Genomic DNA, 22,197 nt, shown 5'->3' with positions numbered 1-22,197 from the left:
TAAAATTAATATGGAGTTAAAATTATGTCCTTTACTAAAACCGATGGTTTCAAGCGTGAATTCAGTTTCCGAGTCAACACCGAATCTCTCAAGTTTGATTCTGAAGAGTTCCAAGCTTTCGTAGCTGAGGCGACAGATATCTATAACAACGATGTCTTTGGTTTCAAGAAGGTCCTGGTCTCTGCCCCTACTCTGGCAATGTTTGCTAAAGCTGCTAATGACTTGGCCTCAGAGGGCTATAGCGTTCTCGAACAGGAACGGGCTCATTCAAGCTCTCTGGGTCGCTTCGCAGTTAAGTTTGTAAAACCATCTGCCGTCCAAAATGAAGACCGAGAATGGATCAAGAATCAGGTGCAAGAACTTTATCTTGCCAAGGTTGAAGATAATTTCAAGGCTGAAAAATATCGCCTGATTCAGGATGCCGTTAACGAGGCCCGTCGTAAGGATGCGGAAGAGATTGCCAAGAAGGAGCGTACCCGTCTGGAGAAGATTGAGAAGGAGGCAATTGCCATTCTGGAAAAGCAACTACAGGAGGCTAACTAATGAGTAGTGCAGAACGACACATGAGGGGTATCGAGAGGGCTTTCGCTATGAGCCCAGAAAAGCGAATGCGGGATCTGATGGCCTCCCCTCACTGGGAGTTAAATCAGAAGTACCGGGCCCGCACTGAAGCACGTAATTTCAATCGCCAGATGGCTTATCAGAAAGAACAGCTTGAGCTGACTAAGAAGATGATTGAACTCAAGAAGGCTCAGATTGCCGAGGTGCAGGCACGGCTTGATGAGGTAAACAAGCAGATTGAGCAATTGAAAGCTGAGACTGCTGCTATTAAGCACAAAACGCTCATGAAGAAGTTGAAAGCCAATGCCGCCATTAAAGAGTTCACTGCTTCTCTCAAAGGTGCTCCTGCTGTTCCTGTTGCCGCCCCGGTAGCTCCTGCCCCTACTAAAAGTGCAGCAGATGTTCTGCAAGAAATGATCAATAAAAAATATCGACTCAAGTAATAACAATACAGGGCAAGGAAGCCCATCTATCCAAGGAGTAATAAATGTTCGGATTGAAAGTAAGTACCAATATCGACAACGAATCACAGTTTCTTCTATTTGATGCGATCACCGCGTATAGCAAATCTCTGACAGGCAACATAAGCAAGCATCCTATTGCAACCGGCGGGATGGTAAGCAGTAACTTTACCGCTGAGAATCCGGTAATCAGTATCACCGGCGTTATCTCTGTTGCAGACTTCGCTAACACGACGCTGTACCGAAACGAAGATGACCAGCTTGCAGATAACGTCCACGAAGCCCCGAACGCCGTTGTAGTACGAGAGAATACTACAGGGCTTCTATCTCTTATCCCATCCTCTCTTAGCCAGTTCCTACCTGACTCAAACGCTGAAGTCTCAATGGACTCTATGCGACAGGATTATAAGGGCTTTGTCGATCAGATTTTAGAGACCCTTATGAGTGGGGAGAAGTTCGATCAAGCCAGCGGCAAGTACAAGAACGCCCTTCGCACCAACGCTCTATACGAGTTTAACGAAGTCGGGATGATTCAGGCTGTTACTCAGGATTTGGTCCTGACGAACTATAGCGTTCGGGAGGATTCGGACACGGGAGATTGTCTGATCGCAGATCTCACTTTCGAACGGGTTAAATTCGTTCGATTGCGTACAAGCGCCCTTCCTAAAGAGGTGGTTGGTGCATTGAAAAACAAGTCTGCCGCAAAGCAGAACAAAGGTAATGTTAGCACTAAGCCCGTAACTAAAGAGCTTGATGAGAACGATGATCTTAACGGCATTTTCAAGCCGAAAGCTCAATCCACCACTCAGTTTTATTCTCGATAAGGAACAATAACAATTATGAGTACTATGAATCCGGTGGCGAGCTTCTTTGCATCCCTTGGGATCAAGGTTGATCAACGCAGCTTTGCCCAGGCGGACAGGATGCTAAAGAACATCCAATCGACTATGGAAGGCTTCAAGAAGTATCAGGCCAATCTGGTCATCAAGCCAAAGATCAGCTTTAACTCCCTCACCCTACAGAGGGATATTCAAAAGAGCATGAATCAGGTGGCGAAGCTCACCCAGTTCAAGATTGATAAGTTTAACATCGACGCTTCCCGTCTCTCCTCCTCCCTTGAGTCTGCCATCCGAAGGGCTCAACACAGTGCAGGGTCCATCAAGGTAAGGGCCATCGCTGAACGCAGTCCCCTGTCTCAGTCCACTAGAGCGCTTGTCCGGCAGCATGAGGCTGGCCTAGCCGCTAATGGCTTTACAGGAGGCGTAGGCGGGCTTGTAGCGGCTTCCCGTGCTGGGGTGGCGGGTATCGCTGGATACGTTGGCTACAACGCTGTGGGGCAGGCCAATGACTACGTTAACGGTATTCAGGACCGGGTGATTCGGACAGACACCGCCCGGATGCTCCTCGATCAGGCGGTAGGTGGTAACGCCACTCGCAAGACGAATGCCCTGGACTGGTACAAGCAAACCACCAACAAATACGGCCTGGATGCTCAAGGTGGGATCGCGGACTACAACACCGCCCTCACCCTCCAGCGTGGTCAAGGGATCACCACACGGGATGCTCTTAAGAACTATGACAGCTTCCTTCAGCGGTTCACCCTTCGTCACCTCACCTCTGACCAGCAGAAAGGCTCCCTACGCCAAATCACCCAAATCCTTGGACGTGGCACGGTGCAGGCGGAAGACCTCAACAGCCTAGTGGAGAACGGTGATCCTGAAATCAAGAACCTTATCCGTGAGGCTTGGGCTCAGCGCACCAACTACAAAGGGCAGAACATGGCGAAGGATTACGCCGATGCTCAGAAAAAGGGTCAGGTGACGAGTCAAGACCTCCTTGGCGCCTATGCCCTCTCAGCCAAGCGCAACGCCCAGGCGATGGAGGAAGCATCTAACAGTCTCCGGGCAGATGCCCAGCGCACCACGAACGCTAAATTCTGGAGCGAGATGGACCGAAATTCGGAAGAATTGACCAACACCCTCAAAGCTCGCAACGACGCCGAACAGAAACTGATTGAGAGCACGATCCCTCTTCAGAAGCTGTTCACTCAGTTGGTTGAAATTCCGATTATCGAAAAAATGACATCGTTCACCAACGGCTTAGCTGATTTTGCAAAGTGGGCTGATGCTATTCGGACAGGCGCTAAGACATCTGAACAAGCAATTGAAGACGTCAAGAAGAACGCTCCCGACGTTGCTAAAGATTACTTAGACTTTCACCCAGGTGTAAAAGGTATTAGCTGGCTTTGGGAGAATCATCCTGTTCTGAAGCGGGTAAAGGATGGTGCAGGCAGTTTGTATGATCAGATTATGGGACCGGAGTGGGGAACCCCTGGCAATCGTTTTACTCCCGATTTTCAGCGATATAAGGAACTGCCGTACAAGTATCTGCAACCAGTAAACGACTTTCAGATGCCTGCAATGTTGCCTCCTGCAATGCCTCCTCAGTTCGGCAGTAGTCCGCTTCAGCATTACCAACAGAATAATGACAATGCAGTTCAACAACTGATGAATCAGAGCTACACCAACAATAACACCAATAACAATGACTACAGCATCAGGATTGAACCTGGTGCTATCGTTATCAACGGCACTGACTTAAGTGCTCAAGACATTGGCCGTGAACTTGAAAGCCAGATGAAGAGCATTGCCGAGCGAGTGCAATACAACACCATCAGTGAAACCATTGTTAACTACCCCTCTATCGGACGTTAACCGTTCACCAATACTCCCTTCCCCACAACAACAATACAGCCCCTTGATTGGGGCTTTTTTGTGAGAAATTTATGCAGTATTTCATTTTAAATAAAAATAGTAATCTTATCACAGGCTTCATCTCTTCAAGCTTTCCTCCTGCAAAAAATGAACAATATAAGTTTATTCTTGCAAGCGATAAAACTCTTGATCTGTATTTCAAATGGATTAAGAAGAATCCAGAGTCTTATCCTGACATCTGCGATCTTGCATCCAAATCTAAATATCTTTCAGAAGAGTTTAATCCTAGTGGTAGGAAGACATTCCCCACCTTTCCAAAGGAAGATTGGGAACCATCGCCCCCCGCTGCCAATGCTCGTGAAGCAGCAATTGCTTCCTGGCTGGACCTTCACCCTAAGGCTTGTGAGAACGATCTAAGCGAGCAGTTCAACACGGGTCTGGTAGCAGCTAAGGCTTACATTGCCAAATACCGTATAGCGCTCTAGAGCCTCTCGTGAGGGGTAAAACCTGCGGCCCCTGGCATAGGTATCGGGCCGCTACTTTTCGTGCTCTACAGGCCGCATGAATGCTGTATTCAAATCATTAAATTAACGTTATCCGAGGTATCAAATGCGCGTATTCGCAAACTATCAATTCAAAGGTCATCGCACCTCGATTGAACTGCCTATTAAGCTTGTTCAACTCTTCAATGACAAATATCCCGATCAGAGCATTGGCAGGTTTATTACTAAAATTCTGAAAGATGAGAAAGCTAGAAAGGTTGGATCAAGCCTTGTTCTTTCCCGCCTTGTTGAGGAGCTTGTATGAAGATCACTTTCCAGCATATCACCACTACTACCAACATCGCTCTAATCATTGCTATCTGTTGGTCGATGAGCCAGAGCTCCACTTGGCAACGTGAGTTCAAAGAGAGCATTAGCCAACTCACCATTGAGACTCAGCGAAATCTTACTTTGATGCAAGGTCGCCTTGAGAACAAGATCAATACCTTGAATGAAAGCCTTGATACTTACCAGATCAATACAGGCCGAAGCTTACGGATTCTTGAACAACGTGTGGAAAGCTTGGAGAAACGACCTACAATCATAATGAACGGGCAGCAGGGATTCCGAACCCAAGGCCAAAATCAAAACATCAACCATTGAGCTAACGATCATGATTACAGATGAAGAAAAGGAACATGCTAACGAGCTAAAGCATAGGCTTGCCGACACGATCAAAGCCTATCAGGAAGAAAATAAACCTCTTCCTGATGACATACTAAAGGCAATGGCTGTAATTTATGCTCTCGACAAAGCCATCCAAGAAGATGACAGAGCCAAATACCTGTTTCTTCTAAATGAGCTCATAAGCGAAAATAGAACTACAATATTTACCGCATAAACCAAAGGAGGCTTTTCGCCTCCTTACATTTTACCAACGCAGACGTCCAGCGTTCTACTATAGAGCTTATCCGGCGACCACCCAGGGTGATTAAAGGCAATCTTAGCAAGCTTTATCTCATTGGCAATCTGCTCTTCCGACTCACCATCGGACTTTCCAGACTTCCATATGTTTAACCCAACTTGCCCAACACCCGCCCCTCTATCTCTCTGGTGAGCAGCCGACTGCACCGTCGCGGCGGCCATAATGCAGTCTTCCATGGTCTTAGCGTGCACCGGACTTAGGTAGAAGACAAAAGAACAGCACAAATGTGATAACGTCAATCTCACGAGTGGTTAATCATATATAAGACAAAAATTAAACCAGCTATAACGAGGAAAGCCCGCACCTTGAGTTTTTTCTGCTCAGCTATATCTTTAGCCTCATGCTGATATGCTTCAACATCACTCATACCCTGAGCTTTGTAGCTAAAGAAGCGATTCATATCGCCTTGGATACGATTATTGTGGGACTTATTACTCATTGCCACACAAAACCAGACTATCAGCCATAACCCGCCTGTAATTACAGACAAAATCAGGTGAAGGACGTGACTAGTAGATTTCTTTTGGCTTTGCAGAAGGAAAAGCTTGTCGCTCATGGTGTCCCTACCTTATGAGATGGCTTGATGCCAAAGATGTTAGCTGATTCGCATGGCAATGCCGTATCCGTACGGCGGCGACGAATGGCTAAGCTAGGTAGGTTTTGCTGGGAGGAGGCAAAGCAGATAGGATCAGCATCACGCACTCACCCTGTCACACAGGAGCGTGCTAAACGGCTGTCACACAAAGGAATCTAGAGCGGAGAATGTCTAAGTAAAACAATTACTTAGCAGAAATGGAGGTGGCCCCGCCAGCCACACCCCGGCACACGACATCACCGCTGCGGCTGCTCCCTTCCGGGCCTGACCGGGTTCACGGCTGATCGTTGCGGGGGGACCGACGGAGCCACCATAACGCCTCACCCTGAGGTGAGGTGCGCCATTCTACGCGGTTGGGGTGAAGTTGCAAGCCATACAAGGACTTAGCAGCGGCACAGGCTGCTACTGCGCCGCCTGCAACTCCCAGAGCGCGGCGAAGCGGCCGTCCTCCTCGCGCAATTGTTGCGGCGGCCCATCCTCGACGATGACGCCCTGTTCCAGTACCAGGATGCGGTCGAAGCCACTCAGGGTGGAGAGTCGATGGGCCACCGCCAGGACGGTACGCCCTTCCATCAGCTCCAGCAGCGCCCGCTGGATGACCGTCTCGGAGTGGCTGTCCAGCGCCGAGGTCGCCTCGTCGAGGATGAGAATGGGCGCATCCTTGAGAAAGGCCCGGGCGATGCCGAGGCGCTGGCGCTGGCCACCGGACAGCAGCACCCCGCGCTCGCCGACGGGGGTGTCGTAACCCTGGGGTAGTTGGCGGATGAAGTCATCGCAATAGGCATGCTGGGCGGCCTCCTCCACCTCGGCATCGCTGGCCTCGGGGCGGCCATAGCGGATGTTCTCGCGGATGCTGCGGTTGAACAGCGCCGTTTCCTGGGGCACCACGGCGATGCGCTGGCGCAGGCTGTCCTGGCTGACCGAGCGGATGTCTTCGCCGTCGATGCGGATCTGGCCCTGCTGGACATCGTCGAGGCGCTGCAGCAGGCCGATCAGGGTGGATTTTCCCGCCCCCGAGGGGCCGACCAACCCGACCTTCTGCCCGGCCGGCACCTGCAGACTGAGGCCCTGGAACACATGGCGACCATCGGGATAACGATAGTGCACGCCCTCGAAGCGCAGGGCACCGCGCGCCTGCACCAGTGGCCGCTCGACGTCGCTCTGGGCGTGCGGCTGGATGAGGATGCGCAGGGTTTCGCCGATGGCGCTCAGTTGCTGGGTGGTGTCTACCAGCGCCAGGGCCAGATCCCGGGAGCCGTGCAGGATGCGAAAGGTCAGGGCGCTGACCATGACCACGTCGCCCGCGGTGATGCCGCCGCGGGTCCAGAGGGCGATGGCCCAGGCCAGCATGCCACCGGCCATCAGCGACAGGCAGGTGTCGTGCAGCACCCGCGCCTTCTCCAGGTGCATCCAGCTGCGTCTTTGGGCGCGGGCCTCCACGCCGACCGCCTGGGCGAAGCGCTGCACCTCGCGCTCCCGTGCGGAAAAGGCCTTGATGGTCCAGACGTTCTGCACCAGGTCCACCAGCTCGCCACTGACCCGCGCCGACTGGGCAGCGAAGCGCTGGTGCCGCGCCCGCCCGCGGATGCCGAAGGTGGTGATCACCAGGGCCACGATCACCACGAAGGCGACCAGCGCCGCTGCCATGCGCAGATCCACGGTGCAGAGCACCACCACCGCGCCGATGAAGTCGACGCAGGGCGGCATGATCTTCCAGGCCAGGCCGCCATAGATGGCACCCGCGGCCGTCCCGGTGGCGGAAACCCGATTGCCCAGGGCCCCGGCGAAGTGCTGGGCGAAATAGTGCATCGGGTGCCCGGTGAGGTAGCGGAACAGGTCGACGCGCATGTCCGCGCAACTGGCCACCACCGTGCGGCAACCGAGCCAGCCGCCAAGGCGCCAGAACAGGTTTTCCAGCACGATCAGCGAGATGAACAGCCAGAACGGACTCCACACCTGGGCGCGGTGTCCGGGATCGGCCATGGCATCGACCAGCAGCTTCATGCCGTACTGCACCGCCACCGCGCAGGTCGCCGCCCCTATCACCAGCAACAGCAGGCCGCCGAAATGCCAGGGCCGCAGGCGGACATAACGCCAAAGGAAGGCGCCGACCCGCTCCGGCAAGGGCCACTCGGCCCGCCGGCGCTCGAGTCGAGCGGACGCTTTCATGCAGGACTCCTACCTTCCAGGCTTTGACGATGCCGCTGCAAGACCTCGGCGAGCGGCGCATAGAGGGTGCGCCGCCCTGCCCCATCCGCCATGCCGAACAGCCCGGTGGGACAGAGGCGGTCATCATTCCAACCGGGATAGTCGAGCACCGGATAGAGACAGATGCCCTGCACCGGCACGCCCTGGCGGATGGCGCGCCCGACCTGATCGGCGACGTAGTCCAGCCAGCTCGCCCGCAGCGGGCCTTCCGCGCCGGTCTCGGCGATCAACAGCGGACGGCCGTAGCGTTGATGGAGCTCGGTGAGCATGCCTTGCAGCGGTCGATAGGCCGGATCTTCCGGCGCCAGGGTGCCACCGCCAAGATACCACTGGTTGTCCGAGTAGTAATTCAGGCCAAGGATGTCCAGGTAGTCGGGGCGACCGCCCAGGCCCGGCCACTGGCGGCCACTGAGCAGGTCCCAGGCCTCGAATTGGGCCTGGCGATGCGCCTCGGCCACCTCGCGTTGCTCGGGTCGGCGGGCCACCACGTTGATGAGCGGATCGACCGCGACGAAGCGCGTACCGGGCAGCTCGGCACGAATCGCCTCGATGGCGGCGATACTGGCCCGGACCAATTGGTGCTTGAGTTCCTGGCCGCGGCCGCGGGCGGTGGGATTGAACAGTCCCTGGTCGCCCCCGGCCCAGGCCCAGTAGGAGATCTCATTGATGGGCGCCAGGCACGGCTGGATCTCGCCCTCCTCCCGCAGCAGCCGGACGAAGGCCGCGGCGAAGCGGGCGAAGGCCTCGACGAAGGCCGGGCGCCAGATATCCAGGTAGTCAGGCCAGCCGTAGTGGCAGAGGTCCCAGATCACCTGGACGCCGGCCGCCTGCGCCGCCCGGAGTTGCGGCAGGACGCTCGCCCAGTCGTAGTGCCCCGGCTGGCTTTCCACCCGGTGCCAGCGAATGCCGTCCCGCACGGTACGCAGGCCCTGGGCCGCCACGGCGTCATAGTCCTGCGCCGCCCAGCGGTCGTGGGCGGTGCTGGCGAGCAGGTCCAGCCGCCGACCATCGGCCCGGCGGTGGCAGGAACATTCGAAACCGGCCATGAAGAAACTCTGGAACGGGGCGTCAGGGGTCATCGCATCCCTCACGGCGCCTGCCGCGCCAGACTTTCGTGATGTTCGGCGCTCTCACCCGCAGCCGGACCCCGCTCCGCTTCCTCGATGCGCTTGTAGGCGGCCAGCGCCTGGCCCACCACCTGGTCCATGTTGTAGTAACGATAGGTCCCCAGCCGGCCGATGAAGATGACGTGGGGCGTCGCTTCCGCCAGGTGCTGGTAACGCCGATAGAGCTCGGCATTCTCCGGGCGTGGAATCGGGTAGTAGGGCTCGCCTTCCGCGCTGGGGTATTCGTAGGTCAGGCTGGTGCGCGCATGGGTCTGCCCCGTGAGGTGCTTGTACTCGGTGATACGGGTGTAGGGCACCGCCTCGCTGGGGTAGTTGACCACGGCGACCGGCTGGAAGCGTGGCTGGTCGCGCGTCTCATGCTTGAAGGTCAGGGAGCGATACGGCAGGCGCCCGAAGCGATAGTCGAAGAATTCGTCGATCGGCCCGCTGTAGACCAGATGCTCGTGCGGGATCAGCTCGCGAATCTCGCGGTAATCAGTGTTCACCATCACCTTGATGTTGGGGTGATCGAGCATTCGCTCGAACATCCGGGTGTAACCATGCAGCGGCATCTGCTGGAAGGTGTCGCCGAAGTAGCGGTCGTCGGTGGTGGTGCGGGTCGGCACCCGCGCGGTCACCGAGCGATCCAGCTGCGAGGGGTCCAGACCCCACTGCTTGCGGGTATAGCCGCGGAAAAAGGTCTCGTAGAGTTCGCGCCCCACCTGGTTGATCACCACGTCTTCGGAGGTGCGGATGTCCTCGACCGGCTCGGCACGGGCAGCGAGAAAGGCTTCAGCGCCCTGCTCGTCCAGTTCCAGACCGTAGAGCCGATTGAGGGTGGTCAGGTTGATCGGGATGGGCACCTGCTGGCCGTCGACATCGGCCAGCACCCGATGCTCGTAGGGGCGCCATTCGGTGAAGCGCGACAGGTAGTCGACGATGCGCTGGGAATTGGTGTGGAAGATATGCGGACCATAGCGATGCACCAGGACGCCGGCATCGTCGTAGTGGTCGTAGGCATTGCCGCCGATATGCGGCCGCCGATCCACCACCAGCACGCGCTTGCCCAGCCCGGCGGCGAGACGCTCCGCCAGCACGCTGCCGGCGAAGCCAGCCCCCACGATCAGATAATCGAAACGCTCCAGCGCCGTTACCGCCATTGGATCTTCTCCCGCATCAGGTCACAGGTGCTGTCCCAGGACATCCCGGTCAGCAGAGCATCGGCACGCGCCAGGAAGGCGTCGCGTTCGGCACGACTCGCCAGGGCCGCCTCACAGGCGGCGACAAAGGCCTCGGCGCCCTCGGCGATCCAGACCACGCCGCTGTCGCCGTAGCTACGCACCACATCGGTGATGGGCGTCGAGACCACCGGACAGCCCCCCGCCAGGTATTCGGGCGTCTTGGTGGGGCTGATGAAGCGCGTGGCTTCGTTCAGGGCGAAGGGCATCAGGGCCACGTCCCAGCCGGCCAGGTAGGCGGGCAATTCATCGTAGGTCTTGCCGCCCAGGTAATGCAGATTGGGCAATTGCGGCAGGCTGTCGGGCGCTATCTTGACCACCGGCCCCAGCATCACCCACTGCCAGTGCGGTCGCAGCCGGGCCACCGCTGCCAGCAGCGCAAGATCCAGGCGCTCGTCGATCACGCCATAGAAGCCCAGTCGCGGCCGCGCCAGGTCCGCTTGATCGATAGGTTCCGGCAAGGCTTCGCGGGCCTGGCCGAAATGCGCCACGTCCACGCTGCTGGGAAAGGGAAATACCCGTGGATGCCGGTCGCGCTTGGCTTCGTAGAGGCTGTAGCCGCCGGTGAAGACCAGATCGGCGCGCTCAAGCAATTGCGCCTCCCGCTCCAGCAGCGCCGGAGGCGCGCCACGAAAGGCGGACAGTTCGTCCATGCAATCGTATACGAGGGTCTGCGCGGGTATCTCAGCGGCGTAATCGAGCGCCATGGGCGTGAAGTACCAGGCCACCGCCACCGGCATCTGCAATTCGCGCAGATAGGTCTGCAAGAGCTCTCGCTGGGCACTCGCGCGCCCTTCGCTCGACAGCCCTGCGGGCAACCGCGGCACCAGCACCCGCACGCCGTTCTCTTCCACGCGCACGTCCAGATGCGCCTTAGCGTCCGCCGCGTCCAGGGGCTCTTCGCAATAGAGCACGTTGTAGTGATCGGCGAAGCGCACCATCTCGTGTTGCGGGCGCTGGTAGACGAAGCTCCAGCGCAGATGCGCCAGGCAGAGCAACAGCGGTCTGCCTGGCTCCAGGGGACGTTCCGCCATCCGTACCGGGTGCGCGGTCTTGCCTAACGTTTCGGTATCAGGGCCGGCCCAACTCATCTTGTGCTCCTGTCATGTCGAACGCGAGACCGACCGCTGCAGAATACCCGCGGCCCAGCCTGCGCAAGGGCAATTCGTAAAACATCCAAAGACCGTCCCGACCTTATCGCCAAGAGCACTAGGCGATATCGAGCAACGTTATCGACTTATCGAATCGACAAGGGTTCATAACTTTCTGAGCAACTTACGCTTCGCTAGAACCTTTGTCCCCGCCCAACTTCAGAAGCTTATCTGCTCGACGAATCGGCAAAACTAACGCTTCGTTTAAAGTCTTTATCAAGCGAAGCCTTAGTTGCACAAAAACCTGCACGACATAGTTATTTTTATTCGGCGGCTACGGGTGACGCGAGGGCGGTTGCATGTTGATGATCACGGGTGGCGCAGGATACATAGGTTCTCATACGACACTGGAGTTGCTGCGGGCGGGCCATGAGGTGGTGATCCTGGACAACCTGGTCAACAGCCGGCAGGAAGCGGTACAACGGATCGCCACCCTGGCCGGGCGCGCGCCGCGCTTCGTGCAGGGTGATGTCCGTGATCGGCCGCTGCTGGATCGGCTGCTGCGGGAATTGCCGATCACCGGGGTGCTGCACTTTGCCGGCCTCAAGGCGGTCGGCGAAAGCGTCCAGCACCCCTTGCGCTATTTCGACAACAACGTCGGCGGCACCCTGGTGCTCTGCCAGGCCATGGCCGCTGCCGGCGTGCATCAGCTGGTCTTCAGTTCGTCCGCCACGGTCTATGGGCACTGCGCGCCGCCAATCAGCGAAAGCTGCCCAACCGCCGAGCCCACCAACCCCTATGGCCAGTCGAAACTCATGGCCGAGCAGGTCCTGCGCGGGCTGGCGACGGCCGATCCGCGCTGGTCCATCGCCGTGTTGCGCTACTTCAACCCCATCGGTGCCCACCCCTCCGGCTTGATCGGCGAAGACCCCCAGGGTACGCCGAACAACCTGGTGCCCTACCTGCTGCAGGTGGCCAGCGGCCGGCGGCCCTGGCTGGAGATCTATGGCGATGACTACCCCACCGCCGATGGCACCGGGATCCGCGACTACCTCCACGTACAGGATCTGGCACGGGGGCACCTGGCGGCCTTGAACGCCCTGGCGGAACGTCCCGGGGTCTCGCTCTGGAATCTGGGCACCGGCCGGGGGCATTCGGTCCGGGAAGTGGTGGCCACTCTAGAACGCCAACTGGGCCGCACCATCCCCTGCCGCGTCGCCCCCCGCCGCGCGGGCGACGTGACGCTCTGCTGGGCCGATCCGGACAAGGCCTGGCGTGAACTGGGTTGGCGCGCCGAACGCGAACTTTCCACCATGCTGGAAGATGCCTGGCGTTGGCAGTCGCTCAATCCCCAGGGTTATCGGAAAACAGCCAAGGCGACTATTGCCGTGGAAGAACCCGTTCAGGAAAAAGAACCGTCCCAAGCGCCCAACACTCGTTTCGCTTGAAAAGACTATATCTATCTACCGAACGACAACGCTTCGTCTGTAATTAGCGAAGCGTTGTCATCCACTATTCTCTCGAAGAGTACCGCGCCGACAAAAGCCATAAACGAAGCGATAAAATAAAACTTCAACTTCATTATTATCGCTTCGCTGTCGTTGATTATGGCTGCGCTTAAGTAACTGGTGAAAAGGTCAGCCGCTCCAGGGCTGACCTTTGCTCTCAGCGTTCGCCCTGAGCCTCCAGGATCTCAAGGAAGGCGGCTTCGTCCAGCACCTTGACGCCGAGCTCCGTCGCCTTGGTCAGCTTGGAACCAGCGCCCGGCCCGGCCACCACCACCGCGGTCTTGGCCGAAACCGACCCCGAGACCTTGGCGCCCAGCGCCTCCAGCCGCTCCTTGGCCTCGTCGCGACTCATGGCCTCCAGGGTGCCGGTGAGCACCCAGGTCTGGCCGGCGAACGGCAGCCCCTGTACGGCCTGCCGGGTGCTCTCCCAGTGCATGCCGAAGGCCTTGAGCTGCGCCTCGATGGCCAGCGCCTTGGCGACATTGTCCGACTCGGCGAAGTATTCGCGCAGGCCCTGCTTGGCTCTTTCGTTGAGTCCGGAGAGGGTCTTGAAAGTCAGCCAGTCCTGGGAGCCCTCGATCAGCGCGGCCAGGCTGGGAAAGGCCGCGGCCAGCGTCTTGGCGCCGGTCTTGCCCAGGTAGGGAATGTGCAGCTGGTCGAGGAAATCGGCGAAGGCGGCGTAGCCGGAGAACTCCGCGTGCACCTCGCCTTCATCGGCCAACTGGATACCATTGGCCAGCAGCGCTTCCAGCACGTCGCGGTTGTGCGCGGACTGGAAGAAATTATGGATCTCGAAGGCCACCTCCGGCCCGATGTCCGGCAGATAGACCAGCACCTCGGGCAGGGCCTCGCGGATGCGCTGCAGACTGCCCAGGGCGCGCGCCAGGCGCTTGGCGGTCTCCTCGCCCACCTCGGGGATGCCCAGGGCGAAGATGAAACGCGCCAGGCTCGGGGTGCGGCTGGCGTCGATGGCGGCGAGCAGATTGCGGCTCGACACCTCGGCGAAACCTTCGAGTTCGACGACCTGCTCGTAGGTCAGGGTGTAGAGGTCGGCGGGCGACTTCACCAGTCCGCGGTCGACCAGTTGCTCGACGATGCGATCACCCAGGCCATCGATGTCCATGGCCCGGCGCGAGGCGAAATGGATGATCGCCTGCTTGAGCTGTGCCTGGCAGGCCAGGCGACCGACGCAGCGATAGACCGCGCCCTCGCTCACCGACTCCTTGCCCTTGCCGCGCTTCACCAGTTGGGTGCGCTCCACTGCCGAGCCGCACACCGGGCAATGGGTGGGGATCTCTACCGGCCGGGCATCCGCCGGTCGCCGCTCCGGCACCACCTGCATGATCTGCGGGATGACGTCCCCGGCGCGGCGGACGATGACGCTGTCCCCGATCATCACGCCCAGGCGGGCGATCTCGTCCATGTTGTGCAGGGTGGCGTTGGTCACCGTGACCCCCGCCACCTGCACCGGCTTGAGACGCGCCACCGGGGTGATGGCGCCGGTACGGCCCACCTGGAATTCGACGTTGAGCAACTCGGTCAGCTCTTCCCGGGCGGGAAACTTGTGCGCCAGTGCCCAGCGCGGCTCGCGCGCCCGAAAGCCCAGTTCGCCCTGCCAATCCAGGCGATTGACCTTGTAGACCACGCCATCGATCTCGTAGGCCAGGGCATCACGACGTTGCCCGATGTCTTGGTAGTAGGCGCGGCAGCCTTGCGCGCCCTGTACCTTGCGCAGCTCGCGACTGATAGGAATGCCCCACTCTTTCAGCTGCTGGAGGATGTCGTACTGGGTGTCCGGCAGCTCACCGCCCTCGACGCGCCCGAAACCGTAGCAGCAGAACTCCAGCGGCCGCTGGGCGGTGATGCGCGAATCCAACTGGCGCAGACTGCCCGCCGCGGCATTGCGTGGATTGGCGAAGGTCTTGCCGCCGCTTTCCATGGCCCGGGCGTTCAACGCCTCGAAACCGGCGCGAGACATGAACACCTCACCGCGCACCTCCAGCACCGCCGGCCAGCCCTCGCCCTGCAGGCGCAGCGGCACATTGCGGATGGTGCGCACGTTGGTGGTGATGTCTTCGCCGGTGGTGCCATCGCCGCGGGTGGCCCCCCGCACCAGCAGGCCCTCCTCGTAGAGCAGGCTGACGGCCAGACCGTCGAGCTTGGGCTCGCAGGTGTATTCCACGCCCGAATCCGGTCCGGCGAAGTCGGTCTCGCCGAACTCCTCACGCAGACGCTTGCCCACGCTGCGGTCGAAATCCTGCAGATTCTCATCGGCGAAGGCGTTGCCCAGGCTGAGCATGGGCACCTCGTGACGGATGGTGCCAAAGGCAGCCAGGGCCGAGCCGCTGACCCTCTGGGTCGGCGAATCGGGCGTCACCAGCTCGGGATGCTCGGCCTCCAGCGTCTTGAGTTCGCCGAACAGGCGGTCGTACTCGGCATCGGGCACGCTCGGCTCATCCAGCACGTAATACCGGTAGTTGTGGGCGTCGATCTCGCTGCGCAGGGCAGCGATGCGGGTGACGGCATCTTGGGCGTCGGTCATGGCGGTCTCTCACTGTCGCCACCTCGGGGTGGCCCTGGCGGCACCCTTGGCGCCGCGGCAAAACTTACAAACAAAAAGAGCAGCCGAGGCTGCTCTTGGTTCGCTCCGGCGCACTCAGCGCTTGAGCATGAGGCTCTTGCGCTCGAAGTCGACGATGCGCTGGCGGTAGTGTTCGATGGTCTGGGCGGTCATCACGCTGCGCTGCTCGTCCTTCAACTCGCCATTGAGTTCGGACGACAGCTTGCGCGCCGCGGCCACCATCAGGTCGAAGGCCTGCTTGGGATGCCGCGGGCCGGGCAGGCCGAGGAAGAAGCTCACCGCCGGGGTGTGGAAATCGTCGATGGCATCCAAATCGAAGGTGCCAGGGCGTACGGCATTGGCCATGGAGAACAGCACCTCACCGTTACCCGACATGCTCTCATGACGATGGAAGATGTCCATGTCACCGAACCTCAGTCCACTTTCGAGGATGTTCTGTAGCAGCGCCGGACCGGAGAAGCCTTTCTCGTCACGGGAGATGACATTGATGACCAGCACCTCGTCCACCGGCGCCATGGCCGCACCACTGTTGCCGCTGCCACTGCTGACGGGCTCGCTAGCGGTTTCGCGTTCCGGAGCCTTGGCGCTGAGCGGCTTTTCCTTGCGCGGCTTGTCCCGGCCACGCACCACGCCGTCGTCGGAATCGGCGGACAAGCCAGCCAGCCCCTCATCCGCGGCGGATAGATCGAAGCTGTCGGCGCTGGGTTCTTCACGGCGCTCTTCGCGTCGTTTGCGCTGGGTGGAGCGCGGTGGCGTTGGCTCGCCCGGATCGTCCAGCGACGGCTCCTTCTGCTCTACCACGCGGGTCGGACCAATGATTTCCGGATCATCGTCCTCGTGTTCCGGATGATTGTTCAGCGACTGATCAAGTTTGAACTTGAGCTTGCCCTTGCCACTCATGCGACGCCAACCATCGAACAGAATACCGGCGATGACGATGACGCCGATGATGATCAGCCACTCGCGCAGACCCATATCCATGAAAAAGACATACCCCTGTAAAAATAATGGACCGACACCCGTCGGGAAACTTTGGAAAGTCATCGCCTGCGAGGCCTTTCCAAAACGTCCGAAACCTACGCCAAGTCAGTGTTCTTCTTAGCTTTTTATACCTACCGCCGAAGCGGCCATAAGCTAGCACGACTGCCGTCAACTTTACACCGCCACACCGCGAGGCTGTGGGTTACTACGCGTCCACCATGGCCACCGCTTCCTCCACATCCACGGCCACCAGCCGTGAACAACCCGGTTCATGCATCGTCACGCCCAATAGCTGATCGGCCATTTCCATGGCGATCTTGTTGTGCGTGATGTAAATGAACTGCACCTTCTCCGACATACTCTTAACCAAGCGGGCATAGCGTCCAACGTTGGCGTCATCCAGCGGCGCATCCACTTCGTCGAGCATGCAGAACGGCGCCGGATTCAACTGGAAGATGGCAAACACCAATGCCAGAGCGGTCAGCGCCTTTTCTCCACCGGAGAGCAAATGGATGGTGCTGTTCTTCTTGCCCGGCGGACGCGCCATGATCGCAACCCCGGTATCGAGTAAATCTTCCCCAGTAAGTTCCAAGTAGGCACTGCCGCCACCGAAAACTTTCGGGAACAACGCCTGCAAGCCGTGGTTGATCTGGTCGAAGGTATCCTTGAACCTATTGCGCGTTTCCCGATCGATCTTGCGGATGACGTTTTCCAGCGTCTCCAGCGCCTCGACCAAGTCGGCGTTCTGGGCATCCAGATAGGTCTTGCGCTCGGCCTGCTGCTGATACTCATCGATGGCCGCCAGGTTAATCGGCCCCAGCCGGGCGATGCGCGCCGCCACGGCTTCCAACTCCTGCTCCCAGGCCGCCTCGCTCGCCGCTTCAGGCAAGGTGGCGATCACCGTCGGTAGGTCGTAGCCGTCGGCCGCCAACTGCTCGGCGAAGCCACTGCGCCGAGTCGCCAACCCCTGCCACTCCAACCGATGCTGCTCCAGTTGGCCACGCAACAAGGTGGCCTGTTGCTCCGCCTGCAGGCGCCGCCGCTCGAAATCGCGCAACTCCCGATCGGCGTCTTCCAACGCCATCCTTGCCGAGCGCATTTCTTCGTCCACCTGAAGGCGTCGTTCGAGCAACTCCTCCAGGCGCAGGCGCAATTCGTCGAGGGGCTCGCCGCCCTCCTCCAGATTGAGGCTGAGTTGTTCGCAGCGCTCGCCCAGACGCGCGGTCTGCTGTTCGAGACGTTCCAGGGCCTGCAGCGTCGACTGACGCTGCGCACGTAGCGCCGTCAGCCGTACCGTGAGCTGATGGAGCTGATCCTGGGCCTGGCGTTGCCGTTGCCGCGCCGACTCGACCGCCTGGCGATGCAACTCGCGTTGATCCTGCAGTTGCGCGCGCTGTTCGGCATCCACGGCCATGTCGTCCAGGGCGTCTTGCAGGCGCAAGCGGCACTCGCCCAGTTCTTCCTGCTCTCGCGCCAGTTGCTGCTCGACATCGCTGAGATCGGCCGCCAACTGCCGCCGCCGAATACCCAGTTGCTCGGCCCGTGCCTGCTGCGCGGAAAGCTGCGCCCGGCGCTCGGCCAGGCGTTGCTGTTCCTGCTGCTGGCGCCGCCGCGACTCCTCGCGCTCGGCCTCCAGCCGTTGCTGGGCCACGCGACGCTCCTCCAACAGGTCGTCCTGCGACTCGAGCATTTCGCTCAACTCCAGACGCCGGGTCTGCAACTCTTCCAATTCCCGTCCGCGGGCGAGGACACTGCCCTCCGCCGCCTGGGCGCGACGCACGCGCAGGAAGTGGCGGGAGACCCAATAGCCTTCCGGGGTGATCAAACTCTGCCCTGGCTCCAGAGCGGCACGCCGCGCCAGCGCCTCGTCATAGCTGGCGGCGACCAGCACCTGCCCCAGCCAGGGCGACAGATCCCGGGGCGCCCGGACCTTTTCCAGCAGGCTGCCCGCGGCGACGGGCGCCTGCCCAGGCAGCGCCAGATTCAACGCGCCACTGGCGAAGGTCTCGAGCCGCAGCGGCGCCAGCTCGTCGAGGCAGACCGCCTGCAGATCGCTGCCGAGCACGGTTTCCACCGCCAGCTCCCAGCCTGCAGTGACCTGAAGCTCTTCCGCCAACTGGGGCGCCTGGGCCAGCCCCTCCGCTTCGAGCCACTGGGCCGCCCCGGTATCGGGGGCCAGGGCGGCCTGCTGTAGTGCTTCGAGGGAGGCGATGCGACCTTCCAGCCGCTGCAGCTCGCCCTGGCGCTGGCTCTGCTCGTTGGCCAACGTCAGCAACTCCTCGCGCAGTCGTTGCAGATCGTCGGCCACCTGCAATTCCTGCTCGGCCAAGCCTTCCAGCAGCAATTCATCCTCGGCGATCTGTTCTTCCAGCGCGATCAGGCTGTCGGACGGCCCGTCCTCGCCCAGCAGGGTGCGTTCGTCGCGCAACCGCCGTTGCCGCTCCATGCCGCGCTCCAGGCTCTGCTCCAGGGAACGGATACGCGCCTGCTGCACGTCCGCCTCCCGCTGCGGCTCGACGCTGGCCGCGCTGAGCGTCTCCCAGCGCTGCTGCCAGTCCGCCAAGGCCAACTCCGCCTCTTCCAAGGCGGCGGCGCCCTCTTCGCCGAATTCGCGCGCCGCTTCCTCCTCGGGTTCGAGCATCGCCAGCTCTTCCTCGAAGGTGGCGAGCAACACCCGGTCGTGCTGCAGATGGGATTCGGCTTCGCTGCGGGCCTGCTCGGCTTCGCGCAGATCGTCCTGTAACTGGCGCTGGCGCTGCTGGCCATGCTGGATGGTCTGCTCCAGGCGGGCGATGTCGCCACCCAGGGAGTAGAAACGCCCCTGCACCTGGTTGAAGGCCTCGCTCAGCTCGTGATGACCGTCGCGGAGCCGCTCGATACCGGCATCCGCCTGACGCTGCTCAGCGGTCAGGGCCTCCAGCGCCGTCTCCTGGTCACGGATCACCTTCTCGCGTTGCGCGACGCGCTCATCCAGCTCGCGCCAGCGCACCGCCTGCAATTGCGCCTTGAGTTGCCGCTCCTCCTGCTTGAAGGCCTGGAAGCGTTCGGCGGATTGCGCCTGGCGATGCAGCCGTTCCAGCTGGCGCTCCAACTCCTCGCGCAGGTCGGTCAGGCGAGCGAGATTCTCCTGGGTGCGGCGGATACGATTCTCGGTTTCGCGGCGGCGCTCCTTGTACTTGGAGATGCCCGCCGCCTCTTCTATGTAGTGCCGCAGATCCTCCGGGCGTGCCTCGATCAGCTTGGAAATCATCCCTTGCTCGATGATCGAATAGCTGCGCGGTCCCAGGCCGGTACCCAGGAAGATGTCGGTGATGTCGCGGCGGCGGCACTTGGTGCCGTTGAGGAAATAGGTGTTCTGCCCTTCGCGGGTCACCCGGCGGCGAATGGAGATTTCCGCGTAGCTCGCGTACTCGCCCACCAGGGTGTGGTCGGAATTGTCGAAGATCAGCTCGATGGAGGCCTGGGACACCGGCTTGCGGCTGTTGGAACCGTTGAAGATGACGTCCGTCATCGACTCGCCGCGCAGGTTCTTGGCCGAGCTCTCGCCCATCACCCAGCGCACGGCGTCGATGATGTTCGACTTGCCGCAACCATTGGGGCCGACCACCGCTGCCATGTTGCTCGGGAAATTCACCGTCGTCGGATCGACGAAGGATTTGAATCCCGCCAGCTTGATCGACCTCAACCGCATCTCAGGAGCCCTTGTCCACCGCGCCGTGCCCAACCGCGGGCCAAAAGCTGGGAGTCTACCATCGGCGGGCCCTGCTGCCGTCGCCGTGCATTACCTTATTTCCAGCCGTTCTGCACAGGAGCCAAGGCGACAAGCTATAGTCCCGCACCTTACACCCGCAGGATGCCCCCATGAAAATACCTCGCCTCACCCTGCTCGCAGCCGCCCTGGCGGTCAGCGCCCAGGTCCTGGCCGCCCAGCCGCCGCTGCTCAACGTCTCCTACGACGTGATGCGCGACTTCTACAAGGATTACAACCCCGCCTTCCAGGCCCACTGGAAAGCCGAGCACGGGGAAACCCCGGTGATCCAGATGTCCCACGGCGGCTCCAGCAAGCAGGCCCGCGCGGTCATCGACGGCTTGCCGGCCGATGTCATCACCATGAACCAGGCCACCGACATCCAAGCCCTGGCCGATCGCGGCCTGGTGCCCAAGGATTGGGAAAGCCGCCTGCCCGATCGCAGCGCGCCCTTCACCTCCGCCACCGTGCTCATCGTGCGCAAGGGCAATCCCAAGGGCATTCACGACTGGTCCGACCTGCTCAAGGATGGCGTCCAGGTGATAGTGCCCAACCCGAAGACCTCCGGAAACGGGCGCTACACCTACCTGTCCGCCTGGGCCTATGCCTTGCACCAGCCGGGTGGCAACGAAGAGAAAGCGCGCACCTTCGTCAGCGAGCTGTTCAAGCACGTACCCATCCTGGACACCGGCGGTCGCGCCGCAACCACCACCTTCATGAAGAATCAGCAGGGCGATGTCCTGGTGACCTTCGAGAACGAAGCCGAGATGATCGCGCGCGAATTCGGCCGTGGCGGCTTCGAAGTGATCTATCCGAGCCTCTCGGTCCAGGCCGAGCCACCAGTGAGCGTGGTGGACAGTGTCGTCGACAAGAAAGGCACCCGCGCCGAGGCCGAGGAATACCTCAAGTATCTCTGGTCCGACGAAGGCCAGAAGATCGCCGCGGAAAACTTCCTGCGCCCGCGCAATGCCCAGATCCTGGCGCAGTACGCCGATCGCTTTCCCAAGCTCGAACTGATCGATGCCCAGAAGGAATTCGGTCCCTGGAGCGGTATCCAGAAGACCCACTTCGCCGATGGCGGGATCTTCGACCAGATCTATACGCCTCAGTAACAGGGTCGCGCCCGGCCAGCTGCCGGGCGTCTGGCCGATCTGAAAGACGCGCACACAAAAACACCGCCCGAAGGCGGTGTTTTCGTTTATTTGGAGCGGGAAACGAGACTCGAACTCGCGACCCCGACCTTGGCAAGGTCGTGCTCTACCAACTGAGCTATTCCCGCAATATGGCGTCCCCTAGGGGACTCGAACCCCTGTTACCGCCGTGAAAGGGCGGTGTCCTAGGCCACTAGACGAAGGGGACGTTACCTCTTCCGCAAGGCCTTTCACCTTGCATCCAGCTGTCATGAAACAGGTGGATTATGTTTGGAGCGGGAAACGAGACTCGAACTCGCGACCCCGACCTTGGCAAGGTCGTGCTCTACCAACTGAGCTATTCCCGCAATGTGGCGTCCCCTAGGGGACTCGAACCCCTGTTACCGCCGTGAAAGGGCGGTGTCCTAGGCCACTAGACGAAGGGGACGTTACCTCTTCCGCAAGGCCTTTCACCTTGCATTCATCCATCATTAGACAGATGAATTTAATTTGGAGCGGGAAACGAGACTCGAACTCGCGACCCCGACCTTGGCAAGGTCGTGCTCTACCAACTGAGCTATTCCCGCAATTTTGGCGTCCCCTAGGGGACTCGAACCCCTGTTACCGCCGTGAAAGGGCGGTGTCCTAGGCCACTAGACGAAGGGGACCAGGTAGAATCCCTGAGGACTCTGGCCTACCACTCGGCTGACGCTTGCCGCCGTTGGGAGTGCGCGCATTCTAGGGAGCCTTACCCTAGGCGTCAATAGCTGATTAAATACTTTTCAAATCAACGACTTCGCTCGCACGA

The 22,197-nt window shown here is 60.0% G+C and carries 17 protein-coding genes, 6 tRNA genes and 1 other RNA gene; 9 read left to right on the top strand and 15 right to left on the bottom strand.

Going from position 1 to position 22,197, the window contains the following annotated elements; all coding sequences use genetic code 11:
- Positions 1–24 precede the first annotated feature (24 nt).
- From FAZ11_RS08125 to FAZ11_RS08095, 7 genes are all read left to right on the top strand, one after another.
- Positions 25–543, top strand: a complete 519-nt coding sequence (locus FAZ11_RS08125; RefSeq protein WP_058768319.1) for a hypothetical protein — start codon at positions 25–27, stop codon at positions 541–543.
- Positions 543–1,004 (top strand): hypothetical protein, encoded by a 462-nt coding sequence (locus FAZ11_RS08120; RefSeq protein ID WP_058768318.1) that lies wholly within the window; start codon positions 543–545, stop codon positions 1,002–1,004. Before FAZ11_RS08125 ends, FAZ11_RS08120 begins: the two co-directional genes overlap by 1 nt.
- Positions 1,005–1,048: 44 nt before the next feature.
- Positions 1,049–1,846 (top strand): phage baseplate protein, encoded by a 798-nt coding sequence (locus FAZ11_RS08115; protein ID WP_058768317.1) that lies wholly within the window; start codon positions 1,049–1,051, stop codon positions 1,844–1,846.
- 15 nt (positions 1,847–1,861) lie between these two features.
- Positions 1,862–3,736, top strand: a complete 1,875-nt coding sequence (locus tag FAZ11_RS08110; protein WP_058768316.1) for a tape measure protein — start codon at positions 1,862–1,864, stop codon at positions 3,734–3,736.
- 71 nt (positions 3,737–3,807) lie between these two features.
- Complete coding sequence (locus tag FAZ11_RS08105; protein ID WP_137279558.1) at positions 3,808–4,221, top strand: hypothetical protein; 414 nt, start codon at positions 3,808–3,810, stop codon at positions 4,219–4,221.
- A gap of 318 nt (positions 4,222–4,539) precedes the next feature.
- Positions 4,540–4,881, top strand: coding sequence for a hypothetical protein (locus FAZ11_RS08100; protein ID WP_058768315.1), 342 nt, complete (start codon positions 4,540–4,542; stop codon positions 4,879–4,881).
- A 10-nt stretch (positions 4,882–4,891) separates the two neighbouring features.
- Positions 4,892–5,119 (top strand): hypothetical protein, encoded by a 228-nt coding sequence (locus FAZ11_RS08095; RefSeq protein WP_058768314.1) that lies wholly within the window; start codon positions 4,892–4,894, stop codon positions 5,117–5,119.
- Positions 5,120–5,444: 325 nt separating this feature from the next.
- Here the strand turns inward: FAZ11_RS08095 and FAZ11_RS08090 are convergent, their stop codons facing one another.
- The 6 genes from FAZ11_RS08090 to FAZ11_RS08065 all read right to left on the bottom strand — a co-directional run bounded on the left by FAZ11_RS08090 (position 5,445) and on the right by FAZ11_RS08065 (position 11,441).
- Positions 5,445–5,759 carry a hypothetical protein gene (locus FAZ11_RS08090; protein WP_058768312.1) on the bottom strand — a complete coding sequence of 105 codons (315 nt, stop codon included), beginning with the start codon at positions 5,757–5,759 and terminating at the stop codon, positions 5,445–5,447.
- A 246-nt stretch (positions 5,760–6,005) separates the two neighbouring features.
- Positions 6,006–6,102: signal recognition particle sRNA small type (gene ffs, locus FAZ11_RS08085), an RNA gene on the bottom strand.
- Positions 6,103–6,200: 98 nt separating this feature from the next.
- Positions 6,201–7,967, bottom strand: a complete 1,767-nt coding sequence (locus FAZ11_RS08080; protein ID WP_058771798.1) for an ABC transporter ATP-binding protein — start codon at positions 7,965–7,967, stop codon at positions 6,201–6,203.
- Positions 7,964–9,085, bottom strand: coding sequence for a glycoside hydrolase family 1 protein (locus tag FAZ11_RS08075; RefSeq protein WP_058771797.1), 1,122 nt, complete (start codon positions 9,083–9,085; stop codon positions 7,964–7,966). The genes FAZ11_RS08080 and FAZ11_RS08075 overlap by 4 nt, the downstream gene beginning before the upstream one ends.
- Before the next feature lie 8 nt (positions 9,086–9,093).
- A complete protein-coding gene (gene glf, locus FAZ11_RS08070) occupies positions 9,094–10,272 on the bottom strand; it encodes a UDP-galactopyranose mutase (RefSeq protein ID WP_058771796.1) in 1,179 nt (392 codons plus the stop codon).
- On the bottom strand, positions 10,263–11,441 hold the full coding sequence (locus FAZ11_RS08065) for a glycosyltransferase family 1 protein (protein ID WP_058771795.1): 1,179 nt from the start codon (positions 11,439–11,441) through the stop codon (positions 10,263–10,265). Before FAZ11_RS08065 ends, glf begins: the two co-directional genes overlap by 10 nt.
- Before the next feature lie 359 nt (positions 11,442–11,800).
- Here FAZ11_RS08065 and galE point away from each other — a divergent pair, with 359 nt between their 5' ends.
- Entirely contained in the window at positions 11,801–12,889 is a 1,089-nt protein-coding gene (galE, locus tag FAZ11_RS08060; protein ID WP_058771794.1) for a UDP-glucose 4-epimerase GalE, read from the top strand.
- A gap of 217 nt (positions 12,890–13,106) precedes the next feature.
- Here galE and ligA read toward each other — a convergent pair whose 3' ends face one another.
- The 3 genes from ligA to smc all read right to left on the bottom strand — a co-directional run bounded on the left by ligA (position 13,107) and on the right by smc (position 20,202).
- Positions 13,107–15,491 carry an NAD-dependent DNA ligase LigA gene (gene ligA / locus FAZ11_RS08055; RefSeq protein ID WP_058771793.1) on the bottom strand — a complete coding sequence of 795 codons (2,385 nt, stop codon included), beginning with the start codon at positions 15,489–15,491 and terminating at the stop codon, positions 13,107–13,109.
- 114 nt (positions 15,492–15,605) lie between these two features.
- Entirely contained in the window at positions 15,606–16,511 is a 906-nt protein-coding gene (gene zipA / locus FAZ11_RS08050; protein ID WP_058771792.1) for a cell division protein ZipA, read from the bottom strand.
- Between the two features lie 205 nt (positions 16,512–16,716).
- The gene (gene smc, locus FAZ11_RS08045; RefSeq protein WP_058771791.1) at positions 16,717–20,202 is read right to left on the bottom strand and encodes a chromosome segregation protein SMC; all 3,486 of its coding nucleotides are present in this window, start codon (positions 20,200–20,202) and stop codon (positions 16,717–16,719) included.
- 170 nt (positions 20,203–20,372) lie between these two features.
- On the opposite strand from smc, the gene FAZ11_RS08040 reads away from it, so the two are divergent.
- Positions 20,373–21,371, top strand: a complete 999-nt coding sequence (locus FAZ11_RS08040; protein ID WP_058771790.1) for a sulfate ABC transporter substrate-binding protein — start codon at positions 20,373–20,375, stop codon at positions 21,369–21,371.
- A 91-nt stretch (positions 21,372–21,462) separates the two neighbouring features.
- On the opposite strand, the gene FAZ11_RS08035 is transcribed toward FAZ11_RS08040, so the two are convergent.
- The 6 genes from FAZ11_RS08035 to FAZ11_RS08010 all read right to left on the bottom strand — a co-directional run bounded on the left by FAZ11_RS08035 (position 21,463) and on the right by FAZ11_RS08010 (position 22,057).
- Positions 21,463–21,538 (bottom strand) — tRNA-Gly (locus FAZ11_RS08035).
- Between the two features lie 4 nt (positions 21,539–21,542).
- A tRNA-Glu gene (locus tag FAZ11_RS08030) sits at positions 21,543–21,618 on the bottom strand.
- 63 nt (positions 21,619–21,681) lie between these two features.
- Positions 21,682–21,757 (bottom strand) — tRNA-Gly (locus FAZ11_RS08025).
- Between the two features lie 4 nt (positions 21,758–21,761).
- Positions 21,762–21,837: transfer RNA gene (locus FAZ11_RS08020), tRNA-Glu, on the bottom strand.
- A 63-nt stretch (positions 21,838–21,900) separates the two neighbouring features.
- Positions 21,901–21,976 (bottom strand) — tRNA-Gly (locus FAZ11_RS08015).
- A gap of 5 nt (positions 21,977–21,981) precedes the next feature.
- A tRNA-Glu gene (locus tag FAZ11_RS08010) sits at positions 21,982–22,057 on the bottom strand.
- Positions 22,058–22,197: the final 140 nt, after the last annotated feature.

This window comes from Pseudomonas rhizoryzae, assembly GCF_005250615.1.
GTDB lineage: Bacteria > Pseudomonadota > Gammaproteobacteria > Pseudomonadales > Pseudomonadaceae > Chryseomonas > Chryseomonas rhizoryzae.
This window is presented reverse-complemented; position numbering and strand designations above follow the sequence as displayed.